Origin of the sequence: Tumebacillus sp. BK434 (assembly GCF_004340785.1) — a bacterium.
GTDB lineage: Bacteria > Bacillota > Bacilli > Tumebacillales > Tumebacillaceae > Tumebacillus_A.
In genome coordinates this window covers 921,976-940,157 of record NZ_SLXS01000001.1, presented here as the reverse complement: position 1 = coordinate 940,157, position 18,182 = coordinate 921,976, and the positions used below count along the sequence as shown (strand labels likewise).

The window sequence follows — 18,182 nt, the reverse complement described above, 5'->3', positions numbered from 1 at the left end:
TGAGCCATGCAACGAGCAGCAGCGGTGATCATCGGCGGCGGCGTCGTCGGAGCGGCCGCCTTGCACGCGCTGGCGCAGCGCGGGGTGCAGCATGCGGTCTTGTTTGAGCAAGGGCGATTTGGAAACGGCGCGACCGGGCAGTCGGGCGGATTTTTGCGGGTCTACCACACCGATAAGTTTTTGACCGAACTGGCGGCGGAGAGCTTCCCGTTCTTTTTGAGGCACCGGGAGGAAGTCGGGTACCGGCAGACCGGGCTGCTCTATCTGGAGCTGGAAGCGCGCGTGGCCGCGATGCAGGCGGAAGCGCAGCGGCTGGGGCTGGAGTTTTTGCCAGCTGCAGCAGGCGCTGTGCGCTTTCCTGAGCTGAAGTGGGAGGGAGTCGGCGGGGCTGTTTATGAAGTGCAGGGCGGCTATGCCGATCCGGTGCGCACGACCCGCTTTTTGATCGAACAGGCGCGGGAGTGCGGCGCGCTGGCCTGTGAAGGGACGCGTGTGCAGCGCATCTTGACAGCAGGCGGGCGAGTGACCGGGGTTGAGACTTCGACTGGCATTGTGCATACTGAACATGTCGTGCTGGCGACGGGAGCGTGGACGCCCCGGCTTGCTGCGGGATTAGGCTTGCAGCTGCCTGTCCGCAGCAAGACGATTCAAGTGCATTTTTACAAACGTCCGTCAGGCGCTGCACTTCATCCTGCCTTTCTCGACGACACCACCGACCTGTATGCGCGCCCGGAAGCGGGCGGGTTGTCGCTGATCGGCTTACCTGTCGATGAGTGGGACATCGATCCGGATCTGCTGCAGGGCGTTGACCTGGCAGGTGCAGAGCGCACGTCGAAGGTGGCCGCAAAGCGATTGGACTGGATACACGATGCGACGCTCTCCGGCGGCCGCCGCAGCTTCGATGCATACACTCCGGATCTGCGCGGGATCTTGAAGCCGTCCGTTGAGATCGAAGGGTTGATTCTTGCGACTGGCTGGAGCGGAGCCGGGTTCAAATTGGCCCCGGCGATTGGCGAGCGCGTGGCAAACATGATCGTACCGAGGTGATTATTGAGATGAAACGCTTGTGCATCATCCCCTGCGGTTCGCGCAAGATCTGGGATACCCAGCCCGATTTTGCCGGACCGGCAGAGGCGCGTGCTGCGTACACCGGCACCTTTCACAAACTCTGTCAGGCGTATGCGCAGAAGTTTTTCGGCGACGACTGGGTCATTCTCTCCGCCAAACACGGTTTTCTCCGGCCGACAGACATCGTGCCGGAGAACTACGATGTCCGCTTCACGTCCAACAACCCGCTGCGCGATGTGTCGCTGGAAGCCTTGATCGAGCAGGCGCAAGCGAAGGGCCTGACCGCCTGCGATGACATCACCATCCTCGGCGGCAAAAAATACACCGTCATCGTCCCGGCCGTCTTCGGCAACGCGCCCGCTTACCATACGCCGCTTCAAGGCTGTACGGGCATCGGCTTCATGCAGCAGAGATTGAGACAAGAACTCGAGAAGTAACAAGACGCAAGCAGCTCTGCTTGCGTCTTTTGCCGGTTATGCGGTTGGCAAATAATAGGCCAGCCCCGTGATTTTTCTCACTGCGTTTTGGCGGCCGTGCTGTTATTTTAAAGGTAACAAATAACAGCAACCAGAACGGGAGATGAGTACCATGGGAGAACTTTGGGTGTACAGTTTGGTCGCAACCTTGATCGTCTGCGCGGGCTGCATCCCGCATTATATGCTCGGCAAGCTGATGAAAAAATTCAACCATTTCCGCCTGCTGAAGCGAGAGGAGATCGAACAGGTCGTCCTGCATTCGGCCGATCATGACCAGCCGCTCGATGCCGATCAGTTCCTGCGCCTCTACAACGAAGCGATCTACATGGGCAACCTGCAGCACGCCCCGAAAGCCGCGCAAACTGCTGACAGCATCCTCGTCCGCCTCCAAGACGGCGAACAGATCAACATCACCAAGCGCGACCAGCTCTTCATCGTCACCCGCAACAAGTCGGACGGGCACCAGGTCGCCTTTCTGACCAAGCAAGACCGTTTGGACTCGATGATGCATTAAGCCTAGTAGCCCGATCTTCTACAAGATCGGGCTTTTTGGTCTCCTGCGCCTGCGGGGACCCATTTGTCGCTCGATTACCTTTTTTGCCCTACCGCATTATGGTAAAATGGGTCTACTAATCATGTCCAAAGAACAAAGGGGAGTTTCCCGTGAACAAAACGATTTATGATGTAGCAAGAGAAGCTGGTGTTTCGATGGCGACCGTGTCCCGCGTGTTAAACGGAACGGCCGTTGTAAAAGACGAGACGAAAGCGAAAGTCCAGGCGGCCATCGAGAAGCTCGCCTATCGTCCGAACGCCGTGGCGCGCGGGCTGGCCAGCAAGCGCACGAAGACGATCGGCGTGATCCTGCCTGACGTGTCCGACCTGTTCCACGCAGAGGTGCTGCGCGGAATTGAAGATATTGCAACGATGTATCAGTATCACATCATTCTCACCAACTCCGACGCCCGCGAAGAACGCGAGATCGACCTGATCGGCACGATGTGGGAAAAGCAGGTAGACGGGCTGGTGTTCATCTCCGATCAGATCACGAAGGAGATTGTCAGAACTTTTGAACAAGCTCAACTGCCGGTTGTGCTCTGCGCGACCGACGATCCGGAGGGGCGCATTCCGTCCGTCGCGATCGACAACGAGTCGGCGGCGTATGACGCGACCCGGTTTTTCCTTGAAAAAGGCATCGGGCAGATCGTCTTCTTCGGCGGCCCGACCACCCATCCGGTCACCGCGGAGCGCCGCCGCGGCTACGAGCGGGCGCTGCGGGAAGCAGGCCAGCCGCTGCAGGAGCATTTGATCCTGCACGCCACCGATCTGAAATACGAAGGTGCGCACGGCGTCGCAGCCGAATTTTTGCAAAGCGGACACCGTGCGGAAGCGGTCGTGGCGGCCAGCGACGAGATCGCCCTCGGCTACTTGAACGCCGTGCGCGACCGGGGCGGCAACTCGCCGCAGGACGTGCTGCTGCTCGGCTTTGACAACACGCGCCTGTCGACCATCGTGCGCCCGGAGCTGACCACTGTCGCCCAGCCGACGTACGACCTCGGGGCCGTCTCGATGCGGCTGCTGACCAAGCTGCTGCAAGACGAGCCGATCGAAAACTACACCGTCCGCCTGCCTCATTCGATCATCGAGCGGACGTCGACCAAACGGGGGTAAGCGGATGACCCATGCACAGAAACCGCGCGTGCTCGTTACCCGCGCCTTGCCGGAAGCGGGCATGCAACAGCTGTTCGAACACTGCGAGGTCACCGTTTTCTCCACCGAACGCCAGCCGACCCCGGAGGAGCTCCGCACGCTTCTCCCGCAGCATGATGCGCTGCTCTGCACGCTCGTCGACAAGATCGACCGCCCGCTGCTGGAAACTGCGCGTCCCAAGGTGGTCAGCAACTACGCGGTCGGCTATGACAACATCGACATCGCGGCGGCGACCGAGCTCGGCATTCCGGTGACCAACACGCCGGGCGTGCTGACGGGTGCCACCGCCGAGATCGCCTGGGCGCTGTTGATGACGGTGACGCGCCGCATCGTCGAAGCTGATCAATTTGTCCGCGACGGCAAATGGACAGGCTGGTCTCCCATGATGCTGCTCGGCACGGAGCTGGCCGGCAAGACGCTGGGCATCATCGGCTGCGGTCGCATCGGCCTCGCCGTGGCGAAGCGGGCCAAGGCGTTCGAGATGAACACACTCTATTACAACCGCCGCCGCCTCGACGAAGCGACCGAGCAAGAGTACGGCTTGACGTACGCCGGTCTCGACACGCTGCTTGCGGCAGCCGATGTCGTCTCCCTGCACATGCCCTACTCGCCGGAATCGCACCACATGATCAACCGCGAGACGTTCCGCGCCATGAAAGCATCGGCGTTTCTGATCAACACCGCCCGCGGGTCGGTCGTCGACGAAGCGGCGCTGGTTGAAGCGTTGCAGACAGGCGAGATCGCCGGAGCCGGGCTTGACGTCTTCGAAGCAGAACCTGCTGTGCATCCGGGACTGCTCGCGCTGCAAAACGTCGTGCTCGCTCCGCATTTGGGGAGCGCGACGCTGGAGACGCGCACGAAAATGGCGCAGATCGCCGTGCAAAATGTTTTGAACGTTCTTCACGGGGAGCAGCCCGTCTCCCTCGTCAATCCGGACGTTTGTCCGAAACGATAGAGTTTTAGAAAAATAAACAAAATCGCGAGAGGAGCTGCATAGGATGTTTGAAAAGTGGATTGATCAAAACCGCGACGACATCATCGCCAAAACACAAGGGGTCTTGCGCATCGACTCGGTGGGCGGAGAACCGTCCGCTCCCGATCAGCCGTTTGGCCCGGGGTGCGCAGAAGCACTGGATTATGCTTTGCAGTTGGGACAAGAGCTGGGGTTTGCTGTGAAAAACGTGGACGGCTATGCCGGCCATATCGAGATGGGCGAAGGGGAGGAATACATCGCCGTGCTCGGCCACCTCGACGTCGTGCCGGTCGGTTCGGGCTGGACCTACCCGCCGTTTGGCGCGGAGATCCATGACGGCAAGATCTATGCCCGCGGCGCGATCGACGACAAAGGGCCGACGATGGCCGCTCTCTTCGCGATGAAAGCGATCCGTGAATCGGGCGTGCAGCTCAGCAAGAGAGTCCGCTTGATCATGGGCCTTGACGAGGAGTCGAACTGGCGCTGCATGGATCACTACTTCACCAAGGAGCCGTACCCGGTTGGCGGCTTTACCCCGGATGCGGACTTTCCGCTGATCTATGCCGAAAAGGGCATCTACTGCTTCAACCTGACCAAGCCGCGCGGGGATCTTGCGTCCGCGCCGGTCGTCGTTCGCGAACTGACCGGCGGCAACCGCGTGAACATGGTGCCTGACTCCTGCCGCGTCGTGCTGGCGGTCACCGGCGATGCGGAAGCGGTGGCTGCGCAGATCCGCGACACGGCCGCGAAAGAAAACGTGAACCATCAGCTCACAGTCAGCGGCGGCGAGATCGTGTTGACCGTGGAAGGGCTCTCCGTTCACTCGATGGCACCGCAGCATGGGATCAATGCGGTGGTACAAGCGGGCAAACTGCTGCGCGCGCTCGACACGGCCGACCGCGACATCTGGGCATTTCTCTCCGAAGTCGACACCGACGGCGAGCGCGTTGGCGTCAAGATGACCTGCCATGCGACCGGTCCTTTGACTTGCAACCTCGGGCTTGCCCTTGTCAACGGGGAGGAAATCACTTTTACCTTTAACCTGCGTTTCCCTGTGGACAAAACGGACGCTGACATGTTAATTTTGTTAGAACAAAAAACGGGGCCTGAAGGGTTTCGCGTAACAGACCCTGGCATTGCCAACATGAAGCCGCACTACGTGCCCCTCGAATCGGAGATCGTGCAGACGCTGCTCAAAGTGTATGCAGAGGAGACGGGGGAGCAAGCAGCTCCGCTCACCACCGGCGGCGGCACGTATGCGCGGGCGATTCCGAACGCGGTCGCATTTGGCGCGCAGTTCCCGGGTCAGCCGGAAGTGGCGCACCAAAAGGATGAGTTCTGGGAGGTTGACCACCTGCTCAAATGCACGAAGATCTTCGCCAAGGCGATTTACGAACTGGCAAAGTAACCTCGCTTACAGAACAGGTGATCTTGTCGTTGCATAATGATAGGTAACGAAGTATCAGCACCAAGCAGCACCCATTCTCTCTGCGAAGGAGTGATGAGAATGCGCGTAGAGAGGCTCGGAGACAACAAAGTGCGAATCATGCTCACTTACGACGACCTCGACCAGCGTGGCATCGACCGGGATGAGCTCTGGCAAAATGGCCGCAAGGTACAAGAACTGTTCTGGGATATGATGGAGAAAGCGTATCTGGAAACCGGTTTTGAAGTCGCAGGTCCGATCGCCGTCGAAGCGTTTACGATGCCGACCGAAGGCGTCGTAGTCGTCGTCACGCAACTGCCTTCATTGCCTGCTCACGAGCAGGAACTCCTGGAGGAGGAAGACGATGATGCGGAGATGACGATGATCGCTCCCGATCCGTTTGGCGCTTTTACGTTTGTGTTCCACGACCTGGAGGACGTGATCCGCGCTGCCCATTCGCTGCATGCGTATGAAGCGGTTGGCGGCACGTTGTACCACTACAAGGAACGCTATCATCTTTTCTTCGATGAAGATGAGGTCGGGGAAGAGCTGTACGACACGTTCTGGTCCATTTTGCACGAATATGGAGAGCTCTCGCCGACGACCAAGGCGATGCTCGATGAATATGGCAAGCGGGTCATGGACGGCAACGCCGTGCAAACGATCACCCGGCATTTCCCGCTGCGCTAGACACATACATCAAAAGACTCCCGGCCACCGCGGCCGGGAGTCTTTTTAGCGAAAAATATACTGATACAGCTTCATCAGGATCGCAGCGATCGCCGCCGCCATCAGCGGGCCGACCGGAATGCCTTTCAGGAACACGATGCCAAGCACCGTTCCGATCACGAGCCCCATCATCAACTCCGGATCCATCTTCAGCATATACAGGCCCTGGCCGTTCAGATAGGTGGCGAGGATCCCGCCGATGATCGCGCAGACTCCGCCGACCGATACAAACGCGCTCAACAGGTCTTTGGTCGCCACTTTGCCGTTGACCAGCGGCACCAGCACAGAGATCATCAGAAACAGCAGGCCCAGTTCGAGCCCTCTTCGTTCGAGCGTCGGGAAAAACCGCTGCAGGCTTAGCAGTTTCAAAATGAGCAAAAAGCTGGCGGCGGTGGCCAAAATGCTGGCCCTGCCGACGATGCCAATGATAATCAATACGACCAGGATGATTTCTCCGACCACGCCTACCGCCCCTCACGTGTGCAGACTTCTTACACATGTATATGGACAGGGCGGACAAGGTAGACCTGCCGCCTACAGCGTGAAGCGCAAGGTGTCGCTGCGCAGACCGCAGCGCAGCGCTTCCAGAGCGATCGTGTCGCGCGGATTGATATTTCCGAAATTGACATTCGGTCCGAATTTGCAAATCAGCTCTTCCTGCTGCGACTTCAGGGGCGCTTCCCAGATCAGCTGGTCGAGGTTCTGCACGTTCGCAGTCAGCTCGTCAAAATCATCTTGGCGGATCGAACCGTCCTCAGCGAACATGCCGACCGCTTTGCCCGATTCCCGCCCTTCGAGGATCACTTTAAACGCGCCGGCGGCGAGATCGGCGTCGATCATCGCCAGCTGTGTGTCCACGGGAAGGTGCACTCCATCTTCCTTTTTGCCGACTTCGGTGATCACTTTCAGGCCTTGCGCGCTGGCATAGCGGATGATCTCCTCCCGCTGTTGCCAGGACAAGGGAATCGTCCCGTCCGACACTTCGACCGTGCGGAAGCCGAGCGTCAGACAGCGATCCAGAAACTGGTGCCATCTGTTTTGCAAGATGGCCGCTTCCAGGAAGGTGCCGCCCGGGTAGATCTCGATCTGATTGGCTTGCAGCAAGGTGATCTTCTCGCGCAGTACATGCGCCGGATACAGTTTGGAAGTGCCAAATCCCAACTTGACAAAATCGATGTAGGGACCTGCCAGCTCCACCAGATCATCGGTTTCCTTCAAGCCGAGCCCCGTATCGATCAACATGGTGAGCCCGTTGGTCGTTCGCGGTTTGGCGAGTCGACCAGGCAGCGGATCACGCAAGATATCATCCCAAGCCCGTTCGGACGATGAACGTTGCATACCTTCCGACTCCTTTCTCTTTCCCGAGCCTTATAAATCGTGGTTATCCTTCGGGGAGTAGGCTCCTGTAGCGTATGAAAAAGAATTTCGGAAGGTGAGAAGTGTACAAACCTTGATATCTCAAGGTTTTTCCGATGTCGCATTTTCGTTGTCCTAACATTGGGTCTGTGCCTATCATGAGCGGCGAGAAGAAAGAGGGCAAAGCGCGCAAGAGCAGCGGGAGGCAAAAAAAAGAGACCGCAGAAGCGGTCTCTGCACATCGGCTAGAGGCATACACGGTAATCGCCTTGCCAGTAGCAACCGTCATCATCGACGGAATTAGCGGAACCACCAAAACCGAAAGTAAGTGCAACAAGCAAAACAATACCAACAACTTTCTTCATGAAAGCACCTCCTGATTTTAATTTGTAACATTTTAATAATAGCACAAAAATAAGAAACTGGCGTGTGGTTACGCCCGTGCTTTCATGCGAGTCAGGAGTTTGCGTTCATGTTCGATCTTTTGATACCGTTCAGGATTGGTGCCGCCACCGCCTTTGCCGGGCTGGATCAGAAAGTAGGCGAGCACGCCGCAGAAGGCAGCCAGCCCGGCCATGATCAGAAACATCAGCTTCGGCGTGCTCATCAAGGCGCCAAAAATCGGCGGCCCGGCGGCGACGCCGAGAAAGCGCACGCTGCCGTACAGCGAGGTGACCGCTCCGCGCTCTTCTTTTTGCACGGCGGAAGTGATCAGCGTGTTCAGACAAGGCAGCACGAGACCGGTGCCGACGCCGGAGACGACGAGCAGCCCGAGCGAGACGTACGGATTGTTGGCGAAAAACGCTGCGATGGCGAGCGGTGCGCCGATCATCCCGAGACCGGCCACGATCAGCACTTTCATCAGCTTCATATTTTTCTTGATCTTCGCGCCGGTGATCAGCGACGTCGAGCACATCGCCAACAGCGGCAGCGAAAGGATCAGGCCGCGCATGAGGTCGGCGACTTTGTATTTCTCCTCCAAGATCTGAGAAATGTAAAACAGCACGCCAAACAGGATAAACAAGGCGACCGACCCGGCCAGATAGGCGGTGAGCAGCCATTTGCCCTGCGCTTTAAACGTTTTCTTCAGCGCGCTTACATATTGCTTGAGCGACTGCTTCTGCCCGGATTTCTTCGGCTCTTTGACGAAAAAGTAGACCAGTGCAGCGGCAGCGATGCAGATGATCGGGAAAGCGAAAAATGCCGCGTACCAGAACAGGAGCGCGATCAGCGAGCCGAGGATCGGCGACAGCACTTTGCCGAGGCCGTTCGAGGCTTCGATGATGCCGAGCGCTTTGGACCGGGACGCGCCGCTCCAGATGTCGCCGGCCAGCGCCATCGCGATCGGCGCTGTACCGGCCGCACCCAAGCCTTGCAGCACGCGTCCGGTCATGATCACCCCGTACGGGCTGTCCATCAGCCACGCGGCCACACCGGCGACCACACCGCCTGCGCCGTAGAGCAGCAGGGAGGGGACGATGACGACTTTGCGGTTGAAGTGGTCGGACAGAAAGCCTGCCAGCGGAATGATGATGCCTGCCGGAACGGAGAACAGCGTGATGACCAGAGACGCCTGGAACTTCGAAATGCCGATCTCTTCCTGCATCTGCGGCAGAATCGGAATCAGCATCGAATTGCCAAGCACCATGATCAGCGGTACGGTCGCCAAGGCGAACAAAGGCAGCAGATGAATCTTCGATTTCGGTTGTTTTGCGGCCATGGTGTCAGTCCTTTCTCCTGCTTGCAGGTTGCATCAGGAGTAGTTTGCCGTAGCGAAAAAGGGCGTATGTCTGTCAAAATTATGCTTGACAGCGTTCCCGATGAGACGTTAAATTAGGAATCAAACAACAACATGCAAATATAGTTCTCTTATCAAGAGTAGGCGGAGGGACTGGCCCGATGATGCCACGGCAACCGACACGATTCATGTGCACGGTGCCAATTCCAACAGGTTGCGCGTTGCAGCCTGAGAGATGAGAGAAAGCGCTCTTTGTAGATTCCAAAGGCCTTTCTCGATTCCGAGAGAGGTCTTTTTTGCATCAGTTTTTCAAACTGAGGAGGAATTTACAAGTGCATCCCGATACCTGTTTGGCTCAGATTGGCAACATCCGAGAAGAAAAAACGGGCGCGATCTCCACGCCCATCTATTTGTCCACCACGTACCGTCACCCGCGGCTGGGGGAAAGCACCGGCTTTGACTACACTCGCACGAAAAATCCGACCCGCCAGACGCTGGAAGACGCGATCGCCAAGCTGGAAGGCGGCGTGCGCGGCTTCGCGTACGGGTCGGGCATGGCGGCAATCGCCGTCGTCCTCGGGCTGTTCGGGCAAGGAGACCACCTGCTGGTCTCACATGACCTGTACGGCGGCACCTATCGTCTGTTGGAGCAGATCCTGCCGCGCCAAGGCATCACGACGACGTTTGTCGATACGCGCGACCTGCAGGCGGTGACCGCGGAGGTGCAAGCGAACACCAAGGCGATCTTTATCGAAACGCCGACCAACCCGACGATGCGGATCACCGATTTGAAAGGCGTCATCGGATGGGCCCGGGAACAAGGGCTGCTGACGATCGTCGACAATACGTTCATGACGCCGTACCTGCAGCGGCCGCTCGTGCTCGGCGCCGACATCGTCGTGCACAGCGCGACCAAGTATCTCGGCGGCCATAACGACGTGCTGGCCGGACTCGCTGTGGCCCGTGAGGAGGAAGTGGCGGAACGGATCTACTTTTTGCAGAATTCGATCGGGGCGACCTTGGGCCCGCAGGATGCCTGGCTGTTGATGAGAGGGATGAAAACGCTGGCCTTGCGGATGGATCGCCATCAGGAAAATGCGATGGTGCTCGCCAAATGGCTGGCCGGGCATCCGCTGGTGAAGACGGTGTATTTCCCGGGATTGGAAAACCACGCCGGTCGCGACGTGCACATCGGGCAGGCTGACGGATACGGCGGGATGCTTTCCTTTGAAGTGGTGAGTGAAGAGCTGGTCGAACCGCTCCTGCGCCATCTCAACCTGATCGCGTTCGCCGAATCGCTGGGCGGGGTGGAGTCTCTGATCACCTATCCGGCGCGGCAGACGCATTTCGATGTGCCGGAAGACGTGCGCAACGAACTGGGCGTGACGAGCTCGCTCTTGCGACTGTCGGTCGGGATCGAACATTACGAAGACTTGATTGAAGATCTGGCCCAGGCGTTTGCAGCGTGCGAGCGGGAATGGGCCGAAGCGAAAGGGAGCTTGGTGTAAGATGAGCGGAAACAAAGAGCTGACGTTTGCCACACAGCTGTTGCACACAGGGAACGAGATCGACAAGACGACCGGCGCCTCGGCGGTCCCGATCTATCAGGTCTCGACATTCCATCAGGAAGACGCCGACCATCCGCCGCGCTACGAATATGCACGCTCCGGCAACCCGACGCGCGATGCGCTGGAGCGGACGATGGCGGCGCTGGAAGGAGGCACGCGCGGCTTTGCGTTCGCTTCGGGGATGGCGGCGATCTCCACGGCGCTTCTGCTGTTCTCGGCGGGCGACCATCTGATCGCCACCGATGACATCTACGGCGGGACGTTCCGCGTGCTGACCACCGTGCTGAACCGGCTGGGCATCGAGACCACGTTTGTCGATGTGACCGATCTGGACAACATTCGCGCGGCGATTCGCCCGAACACGAAAGGCTTGCTCTTGGAGACGCCGTCCAACCCGCTCTTGCAGATCACCGATCTCGCCGGGGCGGCGCAGATCGCCAAAGAGCACGGGCTGCTGACCATCGTCGACAACACGTTCCAGACGCCATACCTGCAGCGGCCGCTCGACCTCGGCATCGACATCGTCGTGCACAGCGCCACGAAATTCCTTGGCGGCCACTCTGACCTCGTCGCGGGGCTGGCGGTAACGAAAGACACCGTCCTCGGCCACCGCCTCGCACAGCTGCAAAACTCCTTTGGCGCCGTCTTGGGCCCGCAGGACTGCTTCCTGCTCCAGCGCGGCATCAAAACGCTGAAAGTGCGCATGGACGCCTCCTGTGACGGAGCGGAACGCGTCGCCGCCTGGCTGGCGGAGCGTGACGACATCGCCAAAGTCTTCTACCCGGGGCTCTCGGGCCACAAAGGGCATGAGGTGCACAAAAGCCAGTCGGACCGCTTCGGCGCGGTGCTGTCGTTCGATGCGGGAAGCGAAGCGCGGGCGAAAGCGCTGATGAAGCGTGTGCAGCTGCCATTGGTCGCCGTGTCGCTTGGCGGGGTGGAGAGCATCCTGTCCTACCCGGCGACGATGTCGCACTCCGGCATGCCGCAAGCGGAGCGCCACAAGCGCGGCATCACCGAAGGTCTGCTGCGGCTGTCGGTCGGCTTGGAGGACGCGGAAGATCTGATCGCCGATCTGGCGCAGGCGCTGGACGGGCTGAACTAGCGGTCGATTCATAATTTGGTAGATTCTTTTATACAATTTTTGTACAATAGAAACAGGCACCCTGAACTCGCGCGCAAACGTTTGTCAGGGTGCCTTTTTTGGCACAGTAAAGAGTAACAACAGTTTCGGAAGAAGGGTTCGGGATGGATTCACCTACGATGGAGACGGTGCGCGAGCTGCTCAGCCTGGTCGTGATCGTCCTGCTGGCCGGCATGTTCGGCGGACGGATCGCCAAACTGCTGCGCGTGCCCGATGTGGCGGTGTTTTTGCTGATCGGTGTGCTGATCGGACCGGTCTTGCACCTGGTCGCGCTGTCGCCCGAATCGGTGGCCGACCAGCTGCTGATCGTGGCCGGTGCGGCGCTGATCTTGTTTGACGGCGGGCGGGCGATTTCGCTTGGCGTGTTGAAAAAAGTCTGGCTGACCCTCTTTTTGCTGGCGGTCCCCGGCGTCCTGATCACGGCGGCCGTCACGGCAGGCGCGGCGGCGTGGTTCCTGCAGCTGCCGTTTGTACTGGCCTTTCTGCTGGCGGCGATCATCGCCTCTACCGACCCGGCGACGCTGATTCCCGTCTTCAAACAGGTGCCGATCGAAGAGCGTCTGAAACAGACGGTGGAAAGCGAATCGGCGTTTAACGATGCGACCGGCTCCATCGTCACCTTTGCCGTGCTCGGCGTGGCAACGGGAGAGCAGGCGTTTACGCTCGGCGGCTCCCTGCTCAGCTTTTTCAAAATGGCGGGCGGCGGCCTGCTGGTCGGACTAGCCTCCGGATGGCTGGCTGCCGTGCTGATCTCCGGGCGGCGCGGGGGACTGTTCCGCGAGTACGCGTCGATCGTCGTGGTCATCGTGGCGCTCGGAGCGTATCTGCTCGGCGACCTGCTTGGCGTCTCCGGCTTCATGGCGACATTTACGGCCGGCATCGTGCTCGGCAATCACAAGGCGTTCCGCCTGCCGGTGCCGGAAGCGAAGCTGACCGAGGTGTCGCACTTCTTTGACGGCATCACGCTGATCCTGAGGATGATGATCTTCATCCTGCTCGGCTCGCAGGTCGACTTTTCAGCGCTGGCCGACTTTTGGCTGGAAGGTCTGCTCGTCGTGGCGGTCTTCATGTTCATCGCCCGGCCGCTCACCGTGCTGCTCTGCGCCGGGGTCGACCGGATCGCGAAGTGGAAATGGAACGAGCTGCTATTCATGTGCTGGGTGCGCGAGACGGGCGTCATTCCGGCCGCGCTGGTGGCATTGATCGCCGGGCTCCATCTGCCGCATTACCGTGAGATCCACGCCGTCACCTTCCTCGCGATCATCGTGACCATCGTTTTGCAGGCGGGCACGACGGGGATTGTGGCAAAGAAACTGGGCATTCTAAGCGGAGAGAATCCAGCCAAGGAGGAACTCCCATGAAGCCCTTTAACGCACTGACGCATAAGGACGGCGGCAAAACCGATCTGATCGCTTTCGATAATCCGGATGACGCGCTTGAAGAGATCCCGGCCCAAGCCAAAGGCTACGAAGAAACGATGGTTATCGTCGATAATCCGGATGATTTTGCTGACGAAGGTGAAGAAGTCTGAGCTTTCGTGCGAAAATGAAGCCAATTCAGGAGAAAAGCGACCCCACTCAGGTTCTTGCCGAAGTATCACGCAGTTTCGAACAATAAAGGGGTTCCATAACCTTTCCATGTTCAAACGTAAGGTGTATATTGAGTGAAGGTTCACGAATACCTGTATAAGTTCAAAGGTGGTCGAGTCGATTTGAATACCCAGAATGTGCCTTCTAATCATGCAACTGCAAATGAACCCGCTGAGAATTTGAACGTGCTGACCAGCACTCAACTTGTGATTCAAGACGCTTTAACCAAATTGGGCTATGGTCAAGACATGTTTGAATTGCTGAAAGAGCCGCTGCGCGTGCTCACCGTGCGGATTCCGGTTCGTATGGACGATGGCAGTGTCAAAGTGTTCACCGGTTACCGTGCTCAGCACAACGACGCGGTCGGTCCTACCAAAGGGGGCATCCGATTCCACCCTGAGGTAACTGAGGACGAAGTGAAGGCGCTTGCAATTTGGATGAGTTTAAAGTGTGGGATTGCCAACCTGCCGTATGGCGGCGGGAAAGGCGGCATCATCTGCGACCCGCGCGAGATGTCGTTCCGCGAACTGGAACGCCTCTGCCGCGGTTATGTGCGTGCGATCTCGCAGATCGTCGGCCCGACTAAAGATATTCCGGCTCCGGACGTGTTCACCAACGCACAGTCGATGGCATGGATGATGGACGAGTATTCCCGCATCCGTGAATTTGACGCTCCGGGCTTCATCACCGGCAAACCGCTGGTGCTCGGCGGCTCCTATGGCCGCGAATCGGCAACCGCACGCGGGGTGGCCATCGCGATCGAAGAAGCTGCCAAAGTCAAAGGCATCGAATTGAAAGACGCGCGCGTCGTCGTCCAAGGCTTCGGCAATGCTGGCGGCTACCTGGCGAAATTCATGCATGATGCCGGCGCGAAAGTTGTCGGGATCTCCGACGCGTACGGCGGCCTGCACGATGAAAAAGGTCTCGACATCGAATACTTGCTCGATCGCCGTGACTCGTTTGGCACGGTGACCAAGCTGTACAAAAACGTGATCACCAACCAAGAGCTGCTCGAGCTCGATTGCGATATCCTGGTTCCGGCTGCGATCGAGAACCAGATCACCGCGCGCAACGCGCACAGCATCAAGGCGAGCATCGTCGTGGAAGCGGCCAACGGCCCGACCACGATCGAAGCGACCAAGATCCTGTCCGATCGCGGCATCCTGCTCGTGCCGGACGTTGTCGCGAACGCTGGCGGCGTAATCGTTTCCTACTTCGAGTGGGTGCAGAACAACCAAGGCTACTACTGGTCGGGCGAAGAGGTGGATTCCCGCCTCAAGACGATCATGTCCCGTTCGTTCCACTCGGTGTACGAAACGTCCAAACTCCGCAAGATCGACATGCGCCTTGCAGCGTACATGGTCGGCGTCCGCCGCATGGCGGAAGCGAGCCAACTGCGCGGCTGGGTGTAAGCTCAACGACGAAGAAGCCGTCTGCCCAAGTGGCAGACGGCTCTTTTTTGTGCTATCATTCTTGATCAAAGTATTGATTGAGATGTTGCACATCGGAAGTTTCCTGCAGCGCGGTCATCAGCTTGATCCGCGCTTTCTGTCCATTCAGGCCGTTGGAGAACAGCACGCCGAGGTCGCGGAGCTGTTTGCCGCCGCCTTCATAGCCGTAAACATCCTGCACTACGCCGTTGAAGCAGCGTGAGACAAGCACGACGACGACGCCGCTTTCGATCGCTCTCTTGATGCCGGGCACGACGGTTGGCGGGACATTGCCAAGGCCGAGCGCTTCGATGACTACGCCTTTGCTGCCCGAGTCGATCAGGAACTGCAAGAGCGCGTCGTCCATGCCGTACGCCATCTTGAGCAGGCCGACCTGCGGAACCAGCCCGTCGACGGGGATGTGCGCATGCGGTTTCGGCACGTGGCGGATCTGCACGCTGCGTTTATCCAGAAAGCCGATCGGCCCGACCGAAGGGGACTGGAAGGTGGCGACATTGGAGGTGTGCGTCTTGGTGACGAAGCGCGCAGCGTGGATGTCGTCATTGAAGACGACGAGCACCCCTTGCCCGATCGCATCGAAGCTCGCGGCGGTGCGCACCGCGTTCAGCAGATTGAGCGGGCCGTCTGCGCCGAGCTCATTGGAAGAGCGCATCGCGCCGGTCACGATCACCGGCTTGCCAGGCGGCAAGATCAGGTCGAGATAATAGGCAGTCTCTTCCAGCGTGTCGGTGCCGTGGGTGACGACGATGCCGTCGATGTCTTCCTGAAGCAGCTTTTCTTTGACCACCCGGCCGAGCCCGGCGAGATCTTCAAGGGTGAGGTGCGGGCTCGGCAGGTTGGAGTACGCTTCGACCAGCACGTTGGCGTATTGGTTGAGATTGGGGATGGCTTGGGTCAGGTCGGCGGCGTTTTCAACCGGCCGTACCGACTGGCTGGACGCGTCTTCGATCATCGCGATCGTGCCGCCGGTCGTCAGGATCAGGATCGTTTTCATACGAGTATCACACCTTGTCCGCATCAATTTGTTCAAGCATATTATGCCTCTCTGCGGCAGGCTCTGTCAAAGCAGGATTTTCATAGACCGCCCAGAATTTACAAACGGGGGAGGGGGAGTTCCCGGTGGAGTTTTTGCTGTTGATCGGGTGCGCAGTAGCACCTGGGATTATGCTGATGTCATTTTTCTATTTGCGTGACCGCTACGATTCCGAGCCCTTGAGTCTGGTCGGGCTCTTGTTCTTATTGGGAATGCTGTCGACGATTCCGGTGATGTACCTCAGCGACTGGGTTCAGCAGGGGATGAGCTCGCCGTATACCCGGGCGTTTTGGGGTGTGGCGCTGATCGAGGAGTCGGCCAAATACATCCTGACGGTAGCGATTGCGCTCCGGCACCGCGAATTTGATGAAGAGATCGACGGGATCGTCTACGCCGTGGCCGCCTCGCTTGGCTTTGCGACGCTGGAGAACATCATCAAGGCGCTGGTCTTCGGTTGGGAGACGGTGGCGCTGCGGGCGTTTTTCACAGTGCCGGGCCATGCGCTGTTTGGCGTGGCGATGGGCTTTTACCTGGGCAAGGCGAAGTTTGCCGCTTCCCGGGACAAGCGCTGGCTGCTGTTTGGCGCTGCTTTTCTGTTCCCGTGGACGTTCCACGGCATTTATGATGTCCTGCTGCTCTCCGGGCAGCAAAAGATCATTTTGACGATGCTGCCGTTCATGGCATTCCTCTGGGTCTTGGGGTTGTGGAAAGTCAAACATGCGCAGGAACGTTCGCCATTCAAACCGTTGGAAGAGCGGACGCAGGACGTATAAAGGTATGGTGTGCCGGTCAAGACTGTCCTCTATGAGGTATGCACTCATCGACTCATTGAGGAGGGGACAGCATGTCGGTACGAGATGAACGGGTCAAAGTTCACATCCGCTGCCGCCTGTGCGGGGAAACGTTTATTTTGCGCGGGTCGCGCGATTACCGCGGGCAGGTCGACACCGGATTTAAAAGATGCCTGTGTGACAACGAAGAAGCGTTTGATATCGAAACGCTCGTCTGATCAGATTGGGAAGGAAGTGCCTCGATGGAGGCGCTTCCTTTTTTTGGTTGTCATATCAAAATGCTTCCCTCCTCACACTAAGCACAGAAACGATCATCTTAAAATGGAGGGGGTACCATGAGTAGGAAGTGGAGATGGCTTGTGGCAGCCTTTGCCCTGGTCTTTGCGGTACTCTGCGTGGCGGCTGAGCCGATGCAGTACCTCTCAAAAGGAGAAGAGTCGGTCTTCACCACGCGCAACCTCGTGCGGGGCAGTCAAGGTAACGACGTGCGGGAACTGCAAGGGCGCTTGAAACATTTGGGCTACTACAAAGGCAAGATGGACGGCGATTTTGGCTGGGGTACATACTGGGCGGTGCGCAACTTCCAGTACAAATTCGGCATGAAAGTAGACGGCGTCGTCGGCAACAACACGCGCACCCGTCTCGTGCGCGCCACCCGCGGGTACAACCCATGGGCGGCAGGCGGAGGTGGTGGTGGCGGCGGAGGCGGCGCGGCTTCCGCTCCGAAAGCGCCCGCACCGGCCACAAAAAGTGCCAGCTATGGCGGCAAGAACCTCTCGTCCAACGACTTGAAACTGCTCGCCAACGCCGTCCACGGCGAAGCGCGCGGCGAACCGTACATCGGGCAGGTGGCGATCGCGGCGGTCATCTTGAACCGCATCGACAACCCGAACTTCCCGAATACCGTGCCGGGCGTCATCTTCCAGCCGGGCGCGTTTACGGCGGTGGCCGACGGACAGATCTGGCTGTCCCCGAATCCACAAGCTTCCAAAGCGGTGCAGGATGCGATCAAAGGCTGGGACCCGTCCTCGGCGGCGATCTATTACTTCAACCCGGCGACGGCGACTTCGAAATGGATCTGGTCGCGTCCGCAGATCAAGCGGATCGGCCGGCACATCTTCTGCCGATAGAAAGGA

19 protein-coding genes and 1 riboswitch are annotated in these 18,182 nt (G+C 58.8%); of the genes, 15 read left to right on the top strand and 4 right to left on the bottom strand.

The features are described from left to right. The first annotated feature begins 6 nt into the window (after positions 1-6). From EV586_RS03090 to EV586_RS03060, 7 genes are all read left to right on the top strand, one after another. Complete coding sequence (locus EV586_RS03090) at positions 7-1,047, top strand: NAD(P)/FAD-dependent oxidoreductase (protein WP_132943598.1); 1,041 nt, start codon at positions 7-9, stop codon at positions 1,045-1,047. A gap of 8 nt (positions 1,048-1,055) precedes the next feature. Beyond that, complete coding sequence (locus tag EV586_RS03085; RefSeq protein WP_132943597.1) at positions 1,056-1,505, top strand: DUF6884 domain-containing protein; 450 nt, start codon at positions 1,056-1,058, stop codon at positions 1,503-1,505. Positions 1,506-1,656: 151 nt separating this feature from the next. Then, the gene (locus EV586_RS03080) at positions 1,657-2,058 is read left to right on the top strand and encodes a hypothetical protein (RefSeq protein WP_132943596.1); all 402 of its coding nucleotides are present in this window, start codon (positions 1,657-1,659) and stop codon (positions 2,056-2,058) included. Between the two features lie 149 nt (positions 2,059-2,207). Beyond that, positions 2,208-3,212, top strand: coding sequence for a substrate-binding domain-containing protein (locus EV586_RS03075; protein WP_132943595.1), 1,005 nt, complete (start codon positions 2,208-2,210; stop codon positions 3,210-3,212). 4 nt (positions 3,213-3,216) lie between these two features. Continuing rightward, entirely contained in the window at positions 3,217-4,206 is a 990-nt protein-coding gene (locus tag EV586_RS03070) for a 2-hydroxyacid dehydrogenase (protein ID WP_132943594.1), read from the top strand. Between the two features lie 43 nt (positions 4,207-4,249). After that, positions 4,250-5,632, top strand: coding sequence for a dipeptidase PepV (gene pepV / locus EV586_RS03065; protein WP_132943593.1), 1,383 nt, complete (start codon positions 4,250-4,252; stop codon positions 5,630-5,632). 99 nt (positions 5,633-5,731) lie between these two features. Beyond that, on the top strand, positions 5,732-6,340 hold the full coding sequence (locus tag EV586_RS03060) for an adaptor protein MecA (RefSeq protein ID WP_132943592.1): 609 nt from the start codon (positions 5,732-5,734) through the stop codon (positions 6,338-6,340). A gap of 45 nt (positions 6,341-6,385) precedes the next feature. Here the strand turns inward: EV586_RS03060 and EV586_RS03055 are convergent, their stop codons facing one another. The 3 genes from EV586_RS03055 to EV586_RS03045 form a co-directional block, all read right to left on the bottom strand. Next, positions 6,386-6,841, bottom strand: coding sequence for a DUF441 domain-containing protein (locus EV586_RS03055; protein WP_132943591.1), 456 nt, complete (start codon positions 6,839-6,841; stop codon positions 6,386-6,388). Positions 6,842-6,913: 72 nt separating this feature from the next. Further along, positions 6,914-7,717 carry a phosphosulfolactate synthase gene (comA, locus tag EV586_RS03050; protein ID WP_132943590.1) on the bottom strand — a complete coding sequence of 268 codons (804 nt, stop codon included), beginning with the start codon at positions 7,715-7,717 and terminating at the stop codon, positions 6,914-6,916. A gap of 451 nt (positions 7,718-8,168) precedes the next feature. Then, entirely contained in the window at positions 8,169-9,455 is a 1,287-nt protein-coding gene (locus tag EV586_RS03045; RefSeq protein ID WP_132943589.1) for an MFS transporter, read from the bottom strand. 146 nt (positions 9,456-9,601) lie between these two features. Next, positions 9,602-9,715, top strand: a riboswitch (SAM riboswitch). Positions 9,716-9,805: 90 nt separating this feature from the next. Here EV586_RS03045 and EV586_RS03040 point away from each other — a divergent pair. From EV586_RS03040 to EV586_RS03025, 5 genes are all read left to right on the top strand, one after another. Beyond that, positions 9,806-10,981, top strand: coding sequence for a trans-sulfuration enzyme family protein (locus EV586_RS03040; RefSeq protein ID WP_132943588.1), 1,176 nt, complete (start codon positions 9,806-9,808; stop codon positions 10,979-10,981). Position 10,982: 1 nt separating this feature from the next. Next, positions 10,983-12,143, top strand: coding sequence for a trans-sulfuration enzyme family protein (locus tag EV586_RS03035; protein ID WP_132943587.1), 1,161 nt, complete (start codon positions 10,983-10,985; stop codon positions 12,141-12,143). A 143-nt stretch (positions 12,144-12,286) separates the two neighbouring features. Next, complete coding sequence (locus EV586_RS03030) at positions 12,287-13,543, top strand: cation:proton antiporter (protein ID WP_132943586.1); 1,257 nt, start codon at positions 12,287-12,289, stop codon at positions 13,541-13,543. Continuing rightward, the gene (locus EV586_RS20945; RefSeq protein ID WP_165898195.1) at positions 13,540-13,713 is read left to right on the top strand and encodes a hypothetical protein; all 174 of its coding nucleotides are present in this window, start codon (positions 13,540-13,542) and stop codon (positions 13,711-13,713) included. The genes EV586_RS03030 and EV586_RS20945 overlap by 4 nt, the downstream gene beginning before the upstream one ends. Positions 13,714-13,908: 195 nt before the next feature. Further along, on the top strand, positions 13,909-15,183 hold the full coding sequence (locus EV586_RS03025) for a Glu/Leu/Phe/Val family dehydrogenase (protein ID WP_132943860.1): 1,275 nt from the start codon (positions 13,909-13,911) through the stop codon (positions 15,181-15,183). Positions 15,184-15,238: 55 nt separating this feature from the next. Here the strand turns inward: EV586_RS03025 and EV586_RS03020 are convergent, their stop codons facing one another. Next, positions 15,239-16,216, bottom strand: coding sequence for an asparaginase (locus EV586_RS03020; RefSeq protein WP_132943585.1), 978 nt, complete (start codon positions 16,214-16,216; stop codon positions 15,239-15,241). Positions 16,217-16,341: 125 nt separating this feature from the next. On the opposite strand from EV586_RS03020, the gene prsW reads away from it, so the two are divergent. The 3 genes from prsW (at position 16,342) to sleB (ending at position 18,176) form a co-directional block, all read left to right on the top strand. Beyond that, positions 16,342-17,028 carry a glutamic-type intramembrane protease PrsW gene (gene prsW, locus EV586_RS03015; protein WP_132943584.1) on the top strand — a complete coding sequence of 229 codons (687 nt, stop codon included), beginning with the start codon at positions 16,342-16,344 and terminating at the stop codon, positions 17,026-17,028. 71 nt (positions 17,029-17,099) lie between these two features. Next, on the top strand, positions 17,100-17,264 hold the full coding sequence (locus EV586_RS20940; RefSeq protein ID WP_165898194.1) for a hypothetical protein: 165 nt from the start codon (positions 17,100-17,102) through the stop codon (positions 17,262-17,264). A gap of 117 nt (positions 17,265-17,381) precedes the next feature. Continuing rightward, positions 17,382-18,176, top strand: coding sequence for a spore cortex-lytic enzyme (gene sleB, locus EV586_RS03010; protein ID WP_132943583.1), 795 nt, complete (start codon positions 17,382-17,384; stop codon positions 18,174-18,176). The last annotated feature ends 6 nt before the right edge of the window (positions 18,177-18,182 follow it).